General features: G+C 68.1%; 22 protein-coding genes. 4 read left to right on the top strand and 18 right to left on the bottom strand.

The features are described from left to right. The first annotated feature begins 1 nt into the window (after position 1). A complete protein-coding gene (locus B7495_RS07475; protein WP_088456021.1) occupies positions 2 to 1,075 on the top strand; it encodes a glycosidase in 1,074 nt (357 codons plus the stop codon). A gap of 119 nt (positions 1,076 to 1,194) precedes the next feature. Here B7495_RS07475 and csrA read toward each other — a convergent pair whose 3' ends face one another. From csrA to B7495_RS07420, 11 genes are all read right to left on the bottom strand, one after another. Then, on the bottom strand, positions 1,195 to 1,467 hold the full coding sequence (gene csrA, locus B7495_RS07470) for a carbon storage regulator CsrA (protein ID WP_088456020.1): 273 nt from the start codon (positions 1,465 to 1,467) through the stop codon (positions 1,195 to 1,197). A gap of 4 nt (positions 1,468 to 1,471) precedes the next feature. Continuing rightward, entirely contained in the window at positions 1,472 to 2,560 is a 1,089-nt protein-coding gene (locus B7495_RS07465) for a hypothetical protein (protein WP_134480819.1), read from the bottom strand. Then, a complete protein-coding gene (locus B7495_RS07460; RefSeq protein WP_088456018.1) occupies positions 2,535 to 4,586 on the bottom strand; it encodes a flagellar biosynthesis protein FlhA in 2,052 nt (683 codons plus the stop codon). The genes B7495_RS07465 and B7495_RS07460 overlap by 26 nt, the downstream gene beginning before the upstream one ends. Beyond that, positions 4,587 to 5,684, bottom strand: coding sequence for a flagellar biosynthesis protein FlhB (locus B7495_RS07455; RefSeq protein WP_088456017.1), 1,098 nt, complete (start codon positions 5,682 to 5,684; stop codon positions 4,587 to 4,589). Further along, a complete protein-coding gene (locus tag B7495_RS07450) occupies positions 5,685 to 6,443 on the bottom strand; it encodes a flagellar biosynthetic protein FliR (RefSeq protein ID WP_088456016.1) in 759 nt (252 codons plus the stop codon). Further along, the gene (gene fliQ / locus B7495_RS07445) at positions 6,444 to 6,719 is read right to left on the bottom strand and encodes a flagellar biosynthesis protein FliQ (RefSeq protein WP_088456015.1); all 276 of its coding nucleotides are present in this window, start codon (positions 6,717 to 6,719) and stop codon (positions 6,444 to 6,446) included. It abuts the gene before it with no gap. Further along, entirely contained in the window at positions 6,719 to 7,519 is an 801-nt protein-coding gene (gene fliP / locus B7495_RS07440) for a flagellar type III secretion system pore protein FliP (RefSeq protein ID WP_088457969.1), read from the bottom strand. The genes fliQ and fliP overlap by 1 nt, the downstream gene beginning before the upstream one ends. A gap of 92 nt (positions 7,520 to 7,611) precedes the next feature. Then, positions 7,612 to 8,115 (bottom strand): flagellar biosynthetic protein FliO, encoded by a 504-nt coding sequence (gene fliO, locus B7495_RS07435; RefSeq protein ID WP_088456014.1) that lies wholly within the window; start codon positions 8,113 to 8,115, stop codon positions 7,612 to 7,614. Next, entirely contained in the window at positions 8,116 to 8,889 is a 774-nt protein-coding gene (fliN, locus tag B7495_RS07430) for a flagellar motor switch protein FliN (protein WP_088456013.1), read from the bottom strand. It abuts the gene before it with no gap. Beyond that, on the bottom strand, positions 8,886 to 9,794 hold the full coding sequence (locus B7495_RS07425; RefSeq protein WP_240632441.1) for a flagellar motor switch protein FliM: 909 nt from the start codon (positions 9,792 to 9,794) through the stop codon (positions 8,886 to 8,888). The genes fliN and B7495_RS07425 overlap by 4 nt, the downstream gene beginning before the upstream one ends. Positions 9,795 to 9,826: 32 nt before the next feature. After that, positions 9,827 to 10,726: an EamA family transporter gene (locus tag B7495_RS07420; protein ID WP_088456012.1), complete on the bottom strand. Its 900-nt coding sequence runs from the start codon at positions 10,724 to 10,726 to the stop codon at positions 9,827 to 9,829. Positions 10,727 to 10,781: 55 nt separating this feature from the next. Here B7495_RS07420 and B7495_RS07415 point away from each other — a divergent pair, with 55 nt between their 5' ends. Next, complete coding sequence (locus B7495_RS07415) at positions 10,782 to 11,261, top strand: MarR family winged helix-turn-helix transcriptional regulator (protein ID WP_088456011.1); 480 nt, start codon at positions 10,782 to 10,784, stop codon at positions 11,259 to 11,261. Positions 11,262 to 11,310: 49 nt separating this feature from the next. Here B7495_RS07415 and B7495_RS07410 read toward each other — a convergent pair whose 3' ends face one another. Continuing rightward, positions 11,311 to 11,877 (bottom strand): GrpB family protein, encoded by a 567-nt coding sequence (locus B7495_RS07410; protein ID WP_166789291.1) that lies wholly within the window; start codon positions 11,875 to 11,877, stop codon positions 11,311 to 11,313. 57 nt (positions 11,878 to 11,934) lie between these two features. Continuing rightward, positions 11,935 to 12,384 (bottom strand): SRPBCC family protein, encoded by a 450-nt coding sequence (locus B7495_RS07405; RefSeq protein WP_088456009.1) that lies wholly within the window; start codon positions 12,382 to 12,384, stop codon positions 11,935 to 11,937. A 69-nt stretch (positions 12,385 to 12,453) separates the two neighbouring features. Here B7495_RS07405 and B7495_RS07400 point away from each other — a divergent pair, with 69 nt between their 5' ends. Continuing rightward, the gene (locus B7495_RS07400; protein WP_088456008.1) at positions 12,454 to 12,975 is read left to right on the top strand and encodes a GNAT family N-acetyltransferase; all 522 of its coding nucleotides are present in this window, start codon (positions 12,454 to 12,456) and stop codon (positions 12,973 to 12,975) included. 81 nt (positions 12,976 to 13,056) lie between these two features. Here B7495_RS07400 and B7495_RS07395 read toward each other — a convergent pair whose 3' ends face one another. The 5 genes from B7495_RS07395 to B7495_RS07375 form a co-directional block, all read right to left on the bottom strand. Next, positions 13,057 to 13,497, bottom strand: a complete 441-nt coding sequence (locus B7495_RS07395; RefSeq protein ID WP_088456007.1) for a hypothetical protein — start codon at positions 13,495 to 13,497, stop codon at positions 13,057 to 13,059. A 94-nt stretch (positions 13,498 to 13,591) separates the two neighbouring features. Next, complete coding sequence (locus B7495_RS07390; protein WP_088456006.1) at positions 13,592 to 14,500, bottom strand: flagellar motor protein MotB; 909 nt, start codon at positions 14,498 to 14,500, stop codon at positions 13,592 to 13,594. Then, positions 14,497 to 15,300 (bottom strand): motility protein A, encoded by an 804-nt coding sequence (locus B7495_RS07385; protein ID WP_088456005.1) that lies wholly within the window; start codon positions 15,298 to 15,300, stop codon positions 14,497 to 14,499. The genes B7495_RS07390 and B7495_RS07385 overlap by 4 nt, the downstream gene beginning before the upstream one ends. Beyond that, positions 15,301 to 15,567 (bottom strand): flagellar FlbD family protein, encoded by a 267-nt coding sequence (locus B7495_RS07380; RefSeq protein WP_088456004.1) that lies wholly within the window; start codon positions 15,565 to 15,567, stop codon positions 15,301 to 15,303. Positions 15,568 to 15,672: 105 nt separating this feature from the next. Then, positions 15,673 to 16,377 (bottom strand): hypothetical protein, encoded by a 705-nt coding sequence (locus B7495_RS07375; protein ID WP_088456003.1) that lies wholly within the window; start codon positions 16,375 to 16,377, stop codon positions 15,673 to 15,675. A 137-nt stretch (positions 16,378 to 16,514) separates the two neighbouring features. Here B7495_RS07375 and B7495_RS07370 point away from each other — a divergent pair, with 137 nt between their 5' ends. Continuing rightward, positions 16,515 to 18,146 carry an HNH endonuclease signature motif containing protein gene (locus B7495_RS07370; RefSeq protein WP_088456002.1) on the top strand — a complete coding sequence of 544 codons (1,632 nt, stop codon included), beginning with the start codon at positions 16,515 to 16,517 and terminating at the stop codon, positions 18,144 to 18,146. Positions 18,147 to 18,152: the final 6 nt, after the last annotated feature.

The following is an 18,152-nucleotide window of genomic DNA, read 5'->3' as shown; positions in this document are numbered from 1 at the left end:
CATGAGCACACCAGCACCCTTCCCGTACACCCTTACCCGGATGGGCGTCATCATGACGCCGGAGGACGGCAACGAACTCGAGGCCGAAGGTGTTCTCAACCCCGGCAGCGGGCACACTCCGGACGGCACCCTGTACCTGCTCCCCCGGCTCGTGGCCGCCGGCAACGTCTCCAGGGTGGGCCTGGCCCGGGTCATCATCGAGAACGGCGTGCCCACCGGCGTCGAACGGGAGGGCGTGGTCCTCGCCCCCGACCGGGGCTGGGAGCGCGGGGCGAACACCGCCGGCGTCGAGGACCCCAGGGTCACCTTCGTGCCACGGCTTGGCCTGCACGTGATGACCTACGTCGCCTACGGCCCACTGGGCCCGCGCACCGCGGTGGCCGTGTCGGAGGACCTGCGCGACTGGCGGAGGCTCGGCCCGGCCCTGTTCGCCTACGACGAGGCCCTGGACATGGACCTGAACCTGTTCCACAACAAGGACACCGTGTTCTTCCCCGAGCCCGTCACCGCGCCGGACGGCGTGGAGAGCTTCGCGGTGCTGCACCGGCCGATGTGGGACCTGGACGAGACCAAGCCCGGTGAGGGCATCCGGGTGCCGGTCGGCGTCACCGACCAGCGGCAGAGCATCTGGATCAGCTACGTGCCCGTCGCCGACGCGGTGACGGATGTCTCGGCTCTGACCTTCTGGCGCGGGCACCGGTTTCTGGCCGGACCCGAGTTCGCCTTCGAGGAGCTTAAGATCGGCGGCGGCCCCGCGCCACTGCGGGTGCCGGAGGGCTGGCTGCTGCTGCACCACGGCGTCACGGGCATCCTCGCGAAGGCGTTCGACCAGCAGCAGAAGGTGAACTACGCCGCCGGGGGCATGATCCTGGACGCCGATGACCCGACGACGGTGCTCAGCCGCACGAGCGAACCGTTGCTGAAGGCCGAGACCGCCGACGAGACGAGCGGCATCGTGCCGAACGTGGTGTTCCCCACCGCGATCGAGGAGATCGACGGGCAGCTATTCGTGTTCTACGGCATGGCCGATTCGAAAATCGGCGTGGCCAGGCTCGACCGCCGCGACGCCGAGTAGGCCCCGCGAGCAACAACTGTTGCCCGTTCGGACAATTGCGCCCGGTACGCCGGGCGCAATTGTCCGTTTGAGCAACAGTTGGCGGCGGTTCGGCTCGGGCCGGAGTGCTCGGGCTAGGGCTAGGGCTGGGCTGGCGGCGGCGGGGCGGCGGGGAGCAGGCCCAGGCTCGACTTGAGCTGGTCGGCCGCGACCTGGTCGTCCCGGTCCGCGGCGAGGTTGGCCTCGAGGTTGGCCTCGGTGACGGCCTTGAGAATCTCGGCGCGCTGGATCGAGATGCCCCGCGGGGCGTCTACGCCCAGGCGGATGCTGTCGCCGCGGACGTCGAGCACGGTGATGACGATGTCGTCACCGATGAGGATCTTTTCCCCCTGTTTGCGCGTGAGAACCAGCATCCTCTCAGCCTATCGCGAACGGGTCAGACGGCCCGGCGGACGCCGCGGGCGCAGGGGCGAGCCAGCCGATCGGCAGGCCCAGTTCCCGCACGGTTCCCGGGGTGGCGGTGGTCTCGATGCCGAGCACCGCGATGCCGTCGATGCTGACGTCGGCTCCGGCATCCCGCACCCAACGGGCGGTGTCCGAGGGCTTGCGGCCGGCGTGCACCACGGCCCAGACCTGGTCGGCCCCCAGCGCGGCCACGGGACCGGCGGGCAGGCCCTGGACCACGAGGATGCCGCGGCCTCGTTCCACTCCCCTGGCCCGCGCGGCGAGGGCCGACCGCCGGTCGGTCACGGCGTGGTCGGTGCCGTCGAAGATCGGTGCCGTGGGTCCGTTGGAGATCAGCCGGGCGGCCTCGAGGACATCGTCGTGCAGCCCGATGAGCAGTACCAGGTCGCCGGGGCCGGCCAGGATCCGCGGCGCCCCCGGGGTGAGTTTCACCGAATCCTGGGGTGCGGCGGCCGCCGCGGCGTCGGTCGGCGCCACGGCAGCCCAGGGCACCGGCGTCGGCACAGCCACAGGCTGGGCGGCCCGGGCGGGGGACGTCGCGAAGGTCAACTCGTCCATCAGCCGGGCGAAGTCCGGCGTATCCGTCGACACGACATCCGGTGACGCTGCGGCTTGGCGGGCGCGGCGCCGGGCCGGGCCGGCGCCGGTCGAAGCGGCGCCGGTCGAAGCGGGGCTGTTCGAAGCGGCACCACTGCCGGTGCCACCGATGGTCGGCCCGGGTGCCCGGTCGCCGTGCAACAACGACTCGGCATCATCCGCATCGTCGAGCAGTGCCGCGATGCCGAGGCGGGTGCTGAGCTCGTCGCGGTTGTGTGCTGCGCGCCGGCGCCCCGAGGGGACCGCCGCGAGGATGTCTGCGGGGTCGTCTGCGGGCACCTCAACGGTCACCTCGATGTGGCGTTTGGCGAAGAAGCCGCGGATGCCGCCCACGGTGACCTGCTCGGCCGCGATGATGCGGGCACCGTCGCCATGCTCGGCGACCACCCGGGCCTGCAGCTCGGGCAGGGTGGCGCCCTCAAGCCGCAATCGTCTCGGTTCCACGGACCACCCCCACGGTCTCGATGGCGACCCGCGCGGAGGTGACCTCCTCGTAGGACAACACCGGCAGGCCGCCGGCCTGGGCGGACACCAGGCGGCGAATGGCCGGTCGCAGTGCCGGCGCGCAGACCAGCACTGCCGTGAGGCCACTCGCCTCGACGGTGGCCATGGCCGTGCGGAGCGAGCCGAGGATCGCGTCGATCCGCACCGGGTCGAGCAGAATCTGGCTGCCCTGGTCGCTGGGGCGCATGCCCTCGAGCATGGACTGTTCCAGCCCGGGTTCGATCATGATCACCCGGAGCACCGCGCCGTCCAGGTACAGGGCCGTGAGCGCGGGGCCGAGCGCCTGCCGGGCCGCCTCGACGAGTCCCTCAGGATCGGCGGAGACCTTGGCCCGTACCGACAGGGCCTCGTAGATGCGGGGCAGGTCGTTGATCGGGATCTGCTCGGCGAGCAGCCCCTGCAGCACGCGCTGTACCTCGGCCAGCGACAGCAGGCCGGGAATGAGGTCGTCCACGGCCGACGGGCTGACCTGGCGGACGCCATCCGTGAGCACCCGCACGTCTTCGCGGGTGAGCAGCCGGGCGGCGTTGCCGGTGATGATCGAGGACAGGTGGGTCACGAGCACCGAGACCCTGTCGATGACGGTGGCGCCGGCCATTTCGGCGCGGGGCCGCATCTCGCCCGGCACCCACTTGCCGACCAGGCCGAACACCGGCTCGACGGTCGCGGTGCCCGGCAGGGACTCGAGGTTGTCGCCGAGAGCGAGCACCTTGCCGGCCGGGGCGACGCCGCGGCCGGCCTCGACCCCGGCGATGCGGATGGCGTAGGTGGACGGCGGCAGGTCGATGTTGTCCCTCGTGCGCACCGGCGGCACCACCATGCCGAGGTCGATCGCGACCTTGCGGCGAAGCGCCCGCACCCGGGCGAGCAGGTCGTCGGAGGCCCCGGAGACCAGGTCGACGAGGTCGGGGGCGAGCTGGATCTCCAGCGCGTGCACGCGCATCTGCTCGATGAGGTCTTCGGCGGTGTCCGACCGGGGCGCGAGGCTCTCCATGGCCGCCGCCGACGCGGCGCCGGCCTTGGCCTTGGCCTCGTTGCCCTTGATCCGCTGGGAGATGATGATCAGGCCGGCGCCGACGATGATGAACGGGATGATCGGCATGCCGGGGATGAGCGCCATCAGGATCGCGGCGGCGCCGGCGATCATCAACGCGGTGCGCGACTGGGTGAGCTGGGCCGACGCCGTGGCACCGATGTCGGACTCGGCGTTGGACCTGGTGACGATCATGCCGGTGGACACGGCCATCAGCAGGGCGGGGATCTGGGTGACCAGGCCGTCGCCGATGGTGAGCAGGGCGTAGGTGTTCAGAGCGTCGCCGACCTCCATGCCGCGCTGCAGCATGCCGATCGCGATTCCGCCGATCAGGTTGATGATGATGATGATGAGGCCGGCGATGGCGTCACCCTTGACGAACTTGGAGGCGCCGTCCATGGCGCCGTAGAAGTCGGCCTCGGCGGAGACCTCGGCGCGCCGGTCCTTGGCCTGCACATCGGTGATCAGGCCGGCGTTGAGGTCGGCGTCGATGGCCATCTGCTTGCCGGGCATGGCGTCGAGGGTGAACCTGGCGCCCACCTCCGCGACACGTTCGGCGCCCTTGGTGACCACGACGAACTGGATGACCACCAGGATCAGGAAGATCACCGCGCCGATGATGATCGACCCGCCGACGGCGACGTGGCCGAACGAGGCAATCACCTGGCCGGCATAGCCCTCCCCCAGCACCAGCCGGGTGGAGGCGACGTTGAGGCCGAGCCTGAACAGGGTCGCCACGAGCAGCAGCGACGGGAACACCGAGAAGTCCAACGGCTTCTTGACGAACATGGTGGTGAGCAGCGTCACCAGGGCGAGCAGGATGTTCACGATGATGAGAACGTCGAGCAGCCCGGCGGGGATGGGCACCACCAGCAGCAGGATGATGCCGACCACCCCGATGGGAACGGCGAGTTTTGCGAGCGTGCTGTTCACTTAGGTGGCCTCCGAGGAACGAAAGGGTTGGGTCATGGTGTGCACGCCGGCCCGGGAGCCGCGGGTCTTGAGGGCCAGGACGAATGCGAGCACCCGGGCCACGGCGTTGTACAGCTCGACCGGGATCTCCTGGCCGAGTTCGCAGGCACCGTGCAGCGCCCGGGTGAGCGGGATGTCCCTGACGATGGGCACCGTGTCGGTCTCGGCCTGCTCGCGGATGCGGGCGGCGATCACCCCGGCGCCCTTGGCGACGACCCGGGGTGCGGACTTGCCGGGCTCGTACCGGAGCGCGACGGCGAAGTGGGTGGGGTTGATCAGCACGACGTCGGCGGTGGCTACGGCGGCGATCATGCGGTTGCGGCTCATCGCCAGCTGGCGGGCACGACGCTGCGAGCGGATCATCGGGTCACCCTCTGAGCTCTTGTGCTCGTCGGTGACCTCCTTCTTGGTCATCCGGGTGCGCTTGCGGTTCCGCCGCATCACGACCAACACGTCGGCGGCGGCCAGCACGAGCCCGGCGATCACCGCCGACTGCACCAGCGCGGCGGTGCCGTCCCCAGCCGCGCCGATCAGCACGTTCACCGGCAGGCCCCCCGCGGTCATCATTACAGGGGTCAGGCCCTGGATCACCGACAGGAGCACCACGCCGACGACGATGGTCTTGAGCAGGGCCTTCACGCCCTGCCAGAGCGCCTGGGTGCCGAAGGTGCGGGCGAGCCCGGTGACCGGGTTGAACTGATCGTACTTTCCGGCGATCTTCTTCACGTGGATGCCGCCCTGCGCGACAGATCCCGCCAGCACCGCCACGCAGACCACGGCGAGCATGGGCGTGAGGATGCCGCCCATTGCGCCCAGCCCCTCGCAGAGCAGCTGCAGGGCCCGCTCGGGGTCGGGGTTCTCGGCCACGGCGCGGATGTCGAACAGCTGCGCCCGACCGGCCGCTGCGCCGGCCTCGATGGTCATCGGCATCATCACCGCGGCCGCGCCGATGCCGACCCAGGCGGTGAGGTCCTGCGAGCGGGCCAGCTGGCCCTTGGAGCGCACCTCCCGCATCCGCTTCTCGGTGGCCTGTTCGGTGCGTTCGCCGGAGTCGCTCATCTAGCCCACCCCCCACATGCCGGCGACGGCGTCGTCGGTGAGGGAGGCGACGATGCCGGGCAGGGCCATGAACCCGGCGGCGCCGAGGGTGAGGGTGATCAGAATCTTGAGCGGGAAGCCGAGCGCGAAGGCGTTGAGCGCCGGGGCCACCCGGGTGAGGAGGCCGAGGCCCGCGTCGGCGAGGAACAGCACCACGATGAGCGGGCCGGCGATCTGCACCGAAGCGAGCAGCATCTGGCCGACGGCGGCGGTGATCGCCTGCATCGGCACGGCGAGGTCGATGCCGCCGCCGACGGGCAGCGCGGCGAACGAGCGGGCCAGGCCGCCCAAGATCAGCTGATAGCCGCCGGAAGCGAACAGGAGCGCCAGCGCGGTCATCTGGTAGAGCCTGGTGAATTGGGCGCCGTTGACCATCGACTGCGGGTCGAAGCCCTGCGCCAGCTGGAAGCCGCCGAACTGGTCGATGAGGTTACCGGCCGACTGGATCGCGGAGAACACCACGAGCACCAGGAAGCCGAGCACCCCGCCGACGACGATCTCCAGCAGCAACGCGAGAATGAACCCTCCGGTGTCCGGCGAGACGTAGCCGGGCACCACCCTGGGGGCCACGGCCAGGGCCAGGCCGATCGAGAGCATGCCCTTGATGCGCAGCGGGAACGCGTTGAACGAGAACGGCGGCGCGATGACGAGGAACACGACCATGCGCACCCCGGCCAGCATCACCGCCTCCAGCCAGGCGAAGTCCAGGGTGATGTTCACCTAGCCTCCGCCGATCAGGCCTGGGATCTTGTCGAACAGGTTGGTGGTGAACGAGACGATCTCGGAGATCATCCAGTGCCCGCAGATGAGCATGGCGAAGCAGACCGCGATGGCCTTGGGCACGAATGAGAGCGTCACCTCCTGGATCTGGGTGATCGACTGCACGAGGGAGATGGCGAAGCCGACAACCAGAGCGGTGATCAGGATGGGCGCGGAGAGCTTGGCGGACACGACGATGGCCTGCAGGCCGATGTCCAGGACGGCGTTGGAGTCCATCAGCCACCCCGGTAACTGTTGACCAGGGTGGTGATGACCAGGCCCCAGCCGTCGACGAGGATGAAGAGCAGGATCTTGAACGGCAGCGAGATCATCACCGGAGGCAGCATCATCATGCCCATCGACATCAGCGCGGCCGACACCACCAGGTCGATGACCAGGAACGGGATGAAGATCACGAAGCCGATGATGAATGCCGCGCGGAGCTCGGAGATCATGAACGCGGGGATCAGGGTGAGAAGCGACACCGCGGCGGGGTTGGCCGGGTTGGGCTGGTCGGACGCGCGCACCATCAGTGCGAGGTCTTCCTGCCTGGTGTGCGCGAGCATGAAGGTGCGCAGCGGCTCCGACCCCGTCGTGACGGCGTCGTCGAAGGTCATGGACCCGTTCAGGTAGGGCTGCAGAGCGTCGGTGTTGATGTCGGTGAGGATGGGCGACATGATGAACAGCGACAGGAACAGGGCCAGCCCCGCGAGCACCTGGTTCGGCGGGATCGACGGCAGCGCGAGGGCGTTGCGGGTCATGGCGAGCACCACGAAGATCTTGGTGAACGACGTCATCATCAGCAGCAGCGCCGGCGCCACCGACAGCAGCGTGATGCCGATCAGGGTCACGATGGCCGAGGACGGCGCCCCGTTCGGACCGTTGATCTCCACGGTCAGGCCGGCGCCGGGGGTGGCGGCCGGTGTGGGGGTGGCCGGGTCGGTGGGCGCGATCGGCTCGGTGAGCTGCGCCGCGTGCCCGGTCGAGGCGACGAGGAGCTGCAGGGCACCGACGATGACGAGCACCAGCGCCACCATGACGAAGACGCGGGCCAGCCGCCGGCGCCGCTCCCGCACGGCGGCGGCGTGAGCCGCGATCTCTGACCGGCCGGGAGGGTGGTTCGTGGTGGTCACCGGCCGGGCCGGAGCAGGGCGGCGGTCTGTTGCCAGGTCGACGGCGAGAGGATGGAGCCGCCGAGCCGGGCGCCGGCGCTGCGGTCCTTGCGCGGACGGAAGGTGAGGGGCGGCTCGTCGGCCGGCATCTCAGTTTCCGGCGGCACGAGGGTCGGGCCACCGGATGCGGCGTGCAGCGACCTGGCGAACGCCACCGCCGACCGATCGTTGCCGGAGCCGGCCCGCACGGGGCGGCTCGCCCGGGCGGCGCCGTGGTCGGTCTCGGCGTCGTGCAGCACGTTGATCGACTGCTCGGTGACGCCGAGCACGAAGCGGCGGCCGTCGACATCCACCACCACCACGGATGCCTTCTGGCCGACGCCCTGCCGGCCCACGACGGTGACGACGTTGTTCGCGCGCGCTCCGGCGCCCCGGCTCAGGCGTCGTTGCAGTACCCAGAGCAGCCCGAGCACGACGGCCAGGGACAGGATCACTCGCAGGGCGACGACGACGGTGTCCACCTAGGTCAGGCTCTCGGCGACGTCGAGGATCTTGGTGATCCGAACCGCGTAGTCCTGGTCGACGACCACGATCTCGCCGTGGGCGATCAGCCGGCCGTTGAGGAGGATGTCGGCGGGCGATCCGACGGACCGGTCCAGTTCGACGACGGCGCCGGGTTCGAGGGCGAGCACGTCGCGTACCGTCATCCGGGTGCGGCCGATCTCAACGGTGAGCGCCATCTCGACGCTGTTGATGCGGCCGAGGTTGCCGACCACGGTGCGGTCGCCGGCCGCGACGGCCGCACCGTTCTGGCGCAGGCGGATCGCGAACCAGCCGAAGGTGACGCCGGCGCCGGTGAGATCGAAGACCACGGTCTCCGGATCGAGGAACAGCGTCGTGGCATCGTCGATCCGCGCGTCGCCCAGTACGCCCAGGCCGAGGACGACCGCGGCGCGCTCGAGGGCCGGGCGGATGATGTCCTCCCGTGAGACGAGTCCGCCGTCGGCGCCGGCCGCCGCGTCGAGGGAGCCCGGATCGGCCAGCACCACGGCGAGGTCGGCGGAGGTGGCGCCCACGAACGAGGCGACGACGGCGCCGTGCACCGCTCCCCCGGCGCGGCCGAGGACGACGGTGCCGGAACCGGCCGCCGCGGTGAGGACGGTGGGCGTGGGCAGCACCGTCAGCAGGGCGTCGACAGCCGCACCCGCGACGCCGTCGGAGAGCCCGGAGCCGAGAACCCCGGTGCCGCGGGCGGCTGACGGTGACTGGGCGGAGGCGGGGCTATGAATCGTCATGGAGTCTTTTCCTCGGTGTCGATGATGATGCAGGCCAGGCGGGAGCCTGTGGCGCCGACGGCAGCCCGGGCGAGAGTGCGGCCATCCACCACCAGGTCGAGCGGCCGGTGGGTGGGATGCGGGATCGCGAGGACGTCGCCGACGGCGAGGGCCAGGATGGCGCTCGGCAGCACCCGCGCGTGGGCCAGGCGCAGCGAGACATCGACGGGCACCCAGCCGAGCTGGGCGCGCAGCAGGTCCACCGGCGAGGTGGCCGACACCGGCGGACCGGGCTCGCCGAGCTGGGGAAGCAGCGCCTCGGCCGGCAGGGCCAGGGTCGCCGCCGTGGTCTTGTCGCCGACCCTGATGATGAAGGATGCCACGATCATCAGATCGGAGGTGGCCGCGGCCTGGGCGAACTGGGAGTTGTACTGGATGCCGCCGACCGCGATGGGCAGGGTGAGCAGGCCGCCGAGCGAGTAACGCAGGTCCTCGAGGGCGTCGTCCATCAGCCGGCGAACGAGGGCCTGTTCGATTTGGGTGAAGGGGCGCTCCGGCGGTGCGGGCAGCCCGGTGCCGCCGAGCATGTGGGCGACCCAGAACAGCGCCGCCGCGGATGGGAACTGGAGGACGGCCTGCGCTTCGAGGCCCTCGACGGTGCAGAGCACCATGGTGGTCGTGGCCGGCAGTGAGGCCGCGTACTCGTCGTAGCCGCTCATCACGACCTGCTCGCAGGTGACCTGCGAGATCACCCGCACCTGGGCGGTCAGCTGGGTGCCCCACTGGCGGGCGAAGGTCTCGAAGGCCAGCTCCAGCACCCTGGCGTGGTCACGGGCCAGCGTCGTCGGCCGGCTGAAGTCGTAGACTTCCACCGCCCGCGCGGGTTTTCCGGGCACGCCGGTGCTGATGTGTTCCTGGACCGTCACGACTGGCACTATCGGCCGGTCGGAAACGGATGTTAGCGGCGTCGGCAAAATTGCCGATGCCAAAGCCGTTTCTTTCGTAGCTTCGTCGGGCTGCAACGGGAAGGACTGACGACCGTTGTGACGGAAGCGAAAACGAGCGCGACGCCTGCGCCCTGGATCCAGGTCAGGGTCTCGTTGGCGGCGGCAAGCCCGATGGTCAGTGCGACGATGGGGCTGAGCAGGCCGAGGAATGCCGGGATGTGGGTGGGCAGCAGTTTGATGCCGCGAAACCAGAGCAGGTAGGCAAGCGCAGTACCGACGAGCGAGAGATACGTGTAGCCGGCGATGTTGCTCAGCGAAGGGGCGAGCGCCGGGAGGGGCTCAAGGACGGTGGTCAACAGTGCAAGGAAGAGCCCGCCGGCGAGCAGTTGCCACGCGGTGGTGACCAAAGGCGACTGACCGTCAGACCACTTCTTGGTGAGCACCACTCCAATCGCCATCGAGACCGCGCCCCCGATCGCAGCGGCCACTCCGATGGGGTCGAGGCCAGCCTGAGAGCGCAACACGATAAGCCCGACCCCGGCGAACCCTCCTGCACCGGCGACAAGCACTCTGCTCCCCACGCGCTCAGAGAGCACGCCGGATGCGAGCACCGCGATGAGCAGCGGCTGGATGCCGCCGACGACCGCAGCGACACCGCCGGGCAACCGTTCTGCCGCAACGAACAGCAGCGCAAAGAAGACACCGATATTGAGAATGCCCAGTGCGGCCGATTTCCACCACCACGCCCCGTGTGGCAGCTGGCGCGAGACGCCGAGCAGTACGACACCCGCGGGAAGCGCGCGCAGAGTGGCGGTGAGGAGGGGGTGTCCCCCAATGAGAAAAGTGGTCGATGTGTAATACGTCGTGCCCCACATCACGGGCGCGGCAGCGGTGACCAGGAGGAGAGACATTCGTTTGCTAAGCACTTAGCAATACTAGCTAAGTCCTTAGCTATAAGCTGAGTTCATGGATCATGTTGACCACATCATCGAGCAGTGGCGCATTGAACGACCCGATCTGGATCCGTCACCGATGGCCGTGATCGGACGTCTGAGTCGTGCAGCCGCGATAGTGGACGCGCGGCTTTCGGCGACCTTTGCAAGGCACGGCATCGATTCCGCCACTTTCGACGTCCTGGCGACTCTGGCGCGTCAGGGTGCACCGTATCGGATCAGCCCTGCAGCGCTGGCCGCAAGCAGCATGATCTCCAGCAGCGCCGTAGCGCAGCGTTTGAACCGCCTGGAGGCCGCGGGATTCATCACCCGGAAACCCAGCTCCGATGACGGTCGAGGAAAACTCGTGCAGCTCACGGAGCCCGGACATGAGCTGCTGAACAGGGTTCTCCCCGATCACCTCGCGGCCGAGGAGCGGATTCTTTCCCTGTTCACATCAACCGAGCGGGAGACCCTCGCTGATCTCTTGGCTCGACTCGCCCCCTCGGAGTGACTGTTCCGGCGGGAACCCCTCGGCCCGTTCCGGACCTGCTGACCCGGCATCAGCGTCCGCGCGCTGCCCTCGCTCGCGCTTTGATAGCCATGACGACCTCAGTCTTGGCGTCGGCGTAATCGTTCATGTCGTCCCACCGTTTGCTGAGCAGTTCCCTCTTGGTGTTCTCGTAGAGGGAGCGGTCTTCCGTATCGGAACGGAGATGATCACGCAGGAGGAGGTAGCCGTCCACGGCAGGATCGTCGTGTTCGAAGAGGTGCACATTCACGTCGCGTGCCGGCGTGCGCACGAGGCGATGTCTCGGTTCGCGGACCCGCAGTTCGTATCCGGCGTCCAACAGCGCATCCAGGTAGTCCTCTTCAGCGGTGATGTCGTCCACCGTGACCACGATGTCGATGATCGGCTTCGCTGCCAGTCCGGGGACGGAGGTGGAACCGATGTGCTGGATCCCGATCTCCCCTACCGTGGGAGCGTCGCTGATCCGCCGCCGGTGTTCCAGATAGGTGCCCGCCCAGCGCCCGTCATAGGGGTGGAGCTGGAGTGTGAGCGCCTCGGCTCCCCCGACCAGCTCGACGGTCGTGACATCGGGACGCCGCGGCTTGCGCATTCTGCTCATAGAGACATTCTCGCCCTCGAAATTCAGGGGTCGTGACGCACTTCGGTCACGGGACACCTAACGGACGATCTTCTGCAGAAACGCGTTTCTCTGCTCGATCAGTTTCCGCATGTAGTTGGCGAGCACCAAGCGTTCGACTACCCGACCGAGGAGCCCCAGGGGCGCCGCAAACGACACCCGATCAATCATGAGAGTGCCTTCTCCGTGCGGGCGAAATACGTGCTCGTGGGTGAAGTAGCGAAACGGCCCGCGCGTCTGTTCGTCGGTGAAACTTCGCGGCGAGCTCATGGCGGTGATCCGACTTGTCATTCGCAGAGGTAGCCCAAAGTGCCACGCACGCCAGGTGACGTCCTCGTTGAGGCCGATCAACCCACTGTGGACACCACCGACCGCCGTCTCCCGGAAACCCGACATGGAATCCGTGTGAGCGGTGATGTCCCGTGCGAGATCGAAGAGGCGTTCAGGAGCAAGCACGGACTCTGTGGCGCATTCGAACGAGACCGACATGGCGCACAATCTATCAGCGCGGTGAAGACGTGCCTGGTGAATTCGATCTCGGTGCGGGAGGCTGGAGGAATGAAATTCGGTGACTTGGGTGAGGGATATGCGCTGGTATTGCGCACCGAGGACAGTGTCACGGAAATGCGTGATCTCACCCTCAAAAACCTCGATCGACTTCGCGAGTGGGAGCCATGGGCTCAGACCGAGCAGACGTTGGAGGGAACCGCGGCGTATACACAATTCCAGCTCGAGCAGTTCGCCACAGGGTCCGCAGTGCCTGGGATGATCCTGCGCGGCGACACGGCCATCGGATCGGTATCTCTGAGAATCGATGCGTGTCTGCACACTGCCGAGCTTGGCTACTGGATCGACGAAGAAGCAGAGGGGCGCGGGGTAGTGACTCGCGCTTGTGCCCGGATGATCGAGCACGCGGAATCCGTTGCTGTTCGCCGCATTGAGATTCGAACGGCGGTGGGTAATAGACGTAGCGCTGCCGTTGCCGAACGGCTCGGGTTCGAACGAGAGGGAGTTCTTCGTCAGGCGTTGCCGATCGGCGCCGACAGGCTGGACGTCGTCATCTATGGACGCGTCTTGTGAGCACCTGTCTCACCGGTGCTCACTGAGAGAATATGCTGCGCGCGAGGGGTCTCGACCATCGTGCTGCTGCGGCTGCCAGCCTCACCGTCGGGGCACGGGCAGTGTGATTGCATCGACCGCTGTCTGAATCAGCAGCTCTCCGTCGATGGACTCAATCCCGGCGAGGTCCCATGTCCATCGAGCCACCCATTCCGTACCCGTACCCCCCTTGCCTTGGATCTCTCGTCCGATCGTCCGCATTGCTCTTGGCGGTGTCACTCGAATCTCCGCCAGCATCACCTGAGCACCGGATAAGGGAGGCGCTCCGGCGTAGCGAATCCCCGTGCGGGCCGCTGCGTCGAGATAGCGCTTGAGGGCCCGCCCGTAGACAGCATCAAATTGCCCTGTCGCGGCGGAAGGAATAGCCGTAGCTTCGAGCACAATCGCCGTGTTGGACGGGAAGAGCGTGGTTTCAGACCGGAATAGCGTGAGGAGCGCTTCAACTCCAGCGCTGGTCTTCAGAATGGTCTTGTCGTTGGCCATGAAAGACCTTCCTGACGGAGCCTGGAATTGAAGGTTATCCGGGCAAGCCTGTTCCTGGGCGGACGCTGCCCGGCCGGCGGCGGATTCCGGGACCTCAGTGGCCGGAGCTGACCACGGGTTTGTCACTGCCCGTCTTGTGGCCGCTCTTGGCCGGGACGCTCTTGGCCGGCGCCGTCTCGTCGGGCACGGCCGTGCCGTCGAGCACCGACGGGATCAGGGCACGCACGCTGTCTGGCTGATTGGAGAGCAGCACCACGTCGACCCTCCGGTTGCGGGCCATCGCGGCCAGGTCGTCACCGGTGTCCACCGGCCGGGCCGAACCGTATCCGATCGCGCCGATCCGGTCCTGGGCCACCCCGGTGCGCTCCACCAGGTGCCGCAGCACCTGGGTGGCCCTGGCGCTGGAGAGCTCCCAGTCGGTCGGGTAGTTGATGGTCACGCCGTGCCGGTCGGCGTGCCCCTCCACCGACACCCCGCGCTGACTGCCGGCCAGCAACGGGCCGATGGTGTCGAGCACCGAGACCGCCTGGCCGCTGAGGGTGGCGACGTTGGGTTCGAAGAAGGTCTCGGAGCCGATCAGGCCCACCGAGAGGCCGCGTTCGTCGATGGTGTACTCCACGAGGGCGTCGAGGCCGACCGCGCTGAGCGCCGCCTGCATGGCCGCTTGCACCGCGGTGAGGTCGCTGACCTCGGCTATCGCGAGATCGAGGTCGGTGAGACCGACATCCTGGTTCACCGCCGGGGTGTCGACAAGGTCGGCCGGCACCACGATGCCCTCCGCGGTGTCCACCTTGCCCACGTCCACCGCTCCGAAGCCCGTCGCCAACGAGTTCTTCAACTGCACGAACTTGGCCTGGTCCACCGTCGACATGGCGAAAAGCACGATGAACATGCACATCAGCACGGTGACCATGTCCATGTACGAGGCCATCCAGCGCTCGTCGACGTGCTCCTCGTGTTCCTCCTCGAGTCCGCGACCACGGCCCCGGCCGCGTCCGCTCACGCGGCCTTCTTGAGCGGCTTGGACGACGACTTTCCGGCCTTGGCGCCCTTGGCGGATGCCATCGGAACCATGGCCTGCAACCGCTCGCCGAGCAGGCGTGGCTGACTGCCGGCCTGCACGGCCAGCGCGCCCTCCATGAGGAGGATCATCCGCTCAGCCTCGATGTCGGAAAGCCTCTTCAGCCGGCTGCCGATCGGCAGCCAGAGGAAGTTCGCGGACAGGAGCCCCCAGAGCGTCGCAACGAACGCGGCGGCGATCATCGGGCCGAGGGTGGACGGGGTGTCGAGGTTCTCGAGAACGTGGGTGAGCGAGATCACGGTGCCGATGATGCCGACCGTGGGGGCATAGCCGCCGAGGGTGGTGAAGAATTTGGCCGCGTTACGGCTCTCCTTGGTGCGGGTGGCGATCTCGTCTTCGAGCAGGATGCGCAGCTCATCACCGTCGGTGCCGTCGGCGATGTTCTGCAGTGCCCCGCGCAGGAACGGGTCGGTGATCGTGTCGGCCTCCTGCTCGAGGGCGAGCAGCCCGGAGCTGCGCGCCTTCTCGGCCAGACCGACGACCTGGTCGATGAGCTTCTGGGGCGGGGTGGTCTTACCCAGGAAGGCACCGGGAAGCGCCTTGATGGCCTTGACGGTGTCGCGCAGGGTTCCGCCGGCGACGCCGACGGCGATAGTGGCGCCGAAAACCAGCACGATCGGGGCGGGCAACAGGATCGCGGTGATGTGCGAGCCCTCGATGGTGATCATCGCGAAGAGCGCGCCGAAGGCGAGCACGATGCCGATCAGGGTTGCGGGATCCATTTATATCCTCCGGGGGCGCAGGGGGACAACGGCGTCCGGCCGGGTGTCGGGGTCGACGACGGAACCGTCACCGGAGCTGTAGGCCAGGCCGATCACGTGCGCCCGGTAGGCCGCGATCTTCTCGATGACCTCGGCCAGGCTCTCGGTGACGATGAACTTGGCGCCATCCACCATCACGAGGGTGGTGTCCGGATTGACGTGGATGCGTTCGATGAGGTCGGGATTGATCGCGAACTGACTGTCGTTCAGCCTGGTTACAACGATCATGGACCCGTCCCTGGTTCCCGGACGACTCCAGCAGCCGTCGACAACCACTGTCGGCTGCTCACTGCGTTGCGTTAGCGGCCGCGATGTGAGCCGGAGCCGTGCGGGCTAGAACGCAACCACGGTGGGCATCCCGTCGCCTTCGAGGACGGTCACCGAGAATGGCGCGCTGATCGTGGGTGCGCCGACAGCGGCCATCCCCGCCTGGCGGCTTGCGGCGTTGTCACCCATGATCGACACCACGATGACTCGGGGCTGAGTGGTGGGATCCGACCCGACCGTGAATCCTGCAGTCGATCTCAGTCCCGCCTCGTCGAGTGCATCGACGACCTGGCTTGTCACGGCGTCAGCGGCGGCCTGGTACTCGGTCGCAGAGAAGCCGAGGCCTTCGACGGTGGTGTAGGGCAGACCGGTAGCATCGAGCACCGCGATCGCCCCGGCCGGCGCATCGCCGGCGAAGCCCATCGTGAAGGTGTGCGACTCTCCGAAGTAGCAGTAGGCGTAGTCGTCGGCGAACTCGGTCTCGATGACACTCGCGGCGTCACCCAGAGGCTTCTGGTAGAGCGCCCACTCCTGCTCTTGAGGCGAGTAGTTCAGCTCGGCAAGGGTGTGGCCGGGGTAGATCTCCCGAGCCATGATGGCGTCATGGTCGGTGGCGAGCCCGGCCCCGGCGTGCTCGGTGACGCGCCACGGTGCCGCCGCTTCATTGGCCTCGCTGGTGCCCGGTGCCGGGGCCAGCGCAACGCCCAGGCAGAGCGCAGCCGCGGCGAGGATGGCTCCGGCCCGCGTGGCCCTGGCTGCTGCCGTTCTCATGTGTCCCCCATAGCCGATCGCTCGTGCGTCCATGAGGTCAAGCTAACGCACGGGGCCCAGGAATGGCCCAAAAAAGAGGTTATCCACAAGTTGACTTTTACTCACACAAAGTTTCGGAATCGGGCTAGATTCGGGGCATGACAAACCAGTCGAGTATCGCAGACACCTTCGCCGCTTCCCGCGGCGATGGGCTGGTGGATGCGGCGGTCGACGTGGCCCGACTGGGCTCTTGCAGTGTCGATTACGACAAGCTCACGGATGCCGCTGTCCTGTCCGGTCAGCAGACCCTGGCCCGGGCCCAACGCGAGCTGGACACCCGCAAGGCGTGGCTGGCGAAGACCCTGGCCCAGCGGTCCCGATGGGAGCTGGGCCAGTCCGGTCTGGCTGCGCAGCAGGGTTTCCTCAATCCCGAAGGGTTGATTCAGAAGCTGACCGGCACCAGCAAGGTCGAGTCCCGCAAGCTCGTGGGGGTGGGCCGGATGCTCGCCGAGGTCGAAGACGCCCAAGCGCAGGCCGCCGCGATCGACGCCGAAGCGGCCCGCCGGCTACTCGAGGGGGCGCTGGACCCGGACATCCCTGATGGGCTCGACGGGGTCGACGGCCACGACGGGGTCGCTCCGGTCGTTCCGCTGCCGGCGCCGATGCCGTGGCACGCACCGATCTCGCACGCCGTGACCGGCGGCACCCTCTCGATCGATGCCGCGCACGCCCTACGCACCGGCCTGGGCGACATCGATACCGTCGTCACCGGCCCGGTCCTCGCCGACGCCCTCGCCGGGCTGCTCGCCGACGCCGCGGCGATGGACGTGGACCAGCTCCTCAAACGGGCCCGGCAGACGCGCGACAGCCTCGACGAGGCCGGCATTAGGGTGCGGGAACAGAAAGCCTGGGACGACCGCTACCTGCGCATCTGGACCCTGAACACCGGCCAGGTCCGCATCGACGGGCTCTTCCCGCCGGAACAGGGCGAGTTCATCAAAGCCACCTTCGACAGTCTCACCAGCCCCCGCCGCGGCGGCGTGCGCTTCGTCGACACCGAACGCGCCGCCTGGGCCAAACGCGTCAAGAACGACCCCCGCAACACCAGCCAAATCACCTGCGACGGCTTCCTCGACCTCCTCAAAGCCGGCACCACCATCAACCCCAACGAGATGCTCGGCGGCCGCCGCCCCGCCGTGCAGATCCTCACCACCACCGCCACGACGGCCCGGCCCGCAGCGCCCGCGAAACCGGCAGGACCGGCAGAACCGGCCAACGCCGGCGAACCCGCCGCCGACAACATCCTGATCTGCCTACCCGGCCAAACCGGGCACGGCTACATCGAGGGCAACAACGCCCCGGTCTCCCCCGAAACCATCGAACGCCTCATCTGCGACTCGGGAAGTGTTGAGATCACCGTCGACGAGTTCAACCGGCCCCTGGACCTCGGCCACGAACAACGCCTGTTCAACCGGGCCCAACGCCGGGCCCTCGCCGCCCGCGACGGCGGCTGCAGGTGGCCCGGCTGCGACCGCCCACCGGCGTTCACCGAAGCCCACCACATCGAACACTGGCTCAGAGACCACGGCAGAACCGACATCAACCAGGGCATCCTGCTCTGCCCCGCCCACCACCTGCTGCTCCACAACCAGCACTGGCAGATCTTCGAAAACACCGGCCGCTACTGGCTCCGCCCACCCACAACCATCGACCCCGGCCAAACACTCATCGAGATGCCCGGCCGCACCCGGGACGGGCCGCCAGAAACAACAGCACCGCCCAGGGCCTGATCAAGC

The organism is Cryobacterium sp. LW097 (genome assembly GCF_002205495.2).
GTDB classification, from domain to species: Bacteria; Actinomycetota; Actinomycetes; order Actinomycetales; family Microbacteriaceae; genus Cryobacterium; species Cryobacterium zongtaii.
Note: the sequence above shows the minus strand (reverse complement) of the source record. Positions and strands in the feature narration are given on the sequence as shown.

What these genes read in the sequence shown, in the direction of transcription:
- fliQ (WP_088456015.1), bottom strand. Translation starts at nt 6,719, where the DNA reads ATGGACTCCAACGCCGTCCTGGACATCGGCCTGCAGGCCATCGTCGTG.
- B7495_RS07375 (WP_088456003.1), bottom strand. Translation starts at nt 16,377, where the DNA reads ATGAGAACGGCAGCAGCCAGGGCCACGCGGGCCGGAGCCATCCTCGCC.
- B7495_RS07455 (WP_088456017.1), bottom strand. Translation starts at nt 5,684, where the DNA reads ATGAGCGACTCCGGCGAACGCACCGAACAGGCCACCGAGAAGCGGATG.
- csrA (WP_088456020.1), bottom strand. Translation starts at nt 1,467, where the DNA reads ATGCTGGTTCTCACGCGCAAACAGGGGGAAAAGATCCTCATCGGTGAC.
- B7495_RS07475 (WP_088456021.1), top strand. Translation starts at nt 2, where the DNA reads ATGAGCACACCAGCACCCTTCCCGTACACCCTTACCCGGATGGGCGTC.
- B7495_RS07400 (WP_088456008.1), top strand. Translation starts at nt 12,454, where the DNA reads ATGAAATTCGGTGACTTGGGTGAGGGATATGCGCTGGTATTGCGCACC.
- B7495_RS07380 (WP_088456004.1), bottom strand. Translation starts at nt 15,567, where the DNA reads ATGATCGTTGTAACCAGGCTGAACGACAGTCAGTTCGCGATCAATCCC.
- B7495_RS07410 (WP_166789291.1), bottom strand. Translation starts at nt 11,877, where the DNA reads ATGAGCAGAATGCGCAAGCCGCGGCGTCCCGATGTCACGACCGTCGAG.
- B7495_RS07395 (WP_088456007.1), bottom strand. Translation starts at nt 13,497, where the DNA reads ATGGCCAACGACAAGACCATTCTGAAGACCAGCGCTGGAGTTGAAGCG.
- fliN (WP_088456013.1), bottom strand. Translation starts at nt 8,889, where the DNA reads ATGACGATTCATAGCCCCGCCTCCGCCCAGTCACCGTCAGCCGCCCGC.
- B7495_RS07385 (WP_088456005.1), bottom strand. Translation starts at nt 15,300, where the DNA reads ATGGATCCCGCAACCCTGATCGGCATCGTGCTCGCCTTCGGCGCGCTC.
- B7495_RS07370 (WP_088456002.1), top strand. Translation starts at nt 16,515, where the DNA reads ATGACAAACCAGTCGAGTATCGCAGACACCTTCGCCGCTTCCCGCGGC.
- B7495_RS07405 (WP_088456009.1), bottom strand. Translation starts at nt 12,384, where the DNA reads ATGTCGGTCTCGTTCGAATGCGCCACAGAGTCCGTGCTTGCTCCTGAA.
- fliP (WP_088457969.1), bottom strand. Translation starts at nt 7,519, where the DNA reads ATGGTGGCGCTGGTGCTCGTCATCGTCGGTGCCCTGCAGCTCCTCGTC.
- B7495_RS07415 (WP_088456011.1), top strand. Translation starts at nt 10,782, where the DNA reads ATGGATCATGTTGACCACATCATCGAGCAGTGGCGCATTGAACGACCC.
- B7495_RS07420 (WP_088456012.1), bottom strand. Translation starts at nt 10,726, where the DNA reads ATGTCTCTCCTCCTGGTCACCGCTGCCGCGCCCGTGATGTGGGGCACG.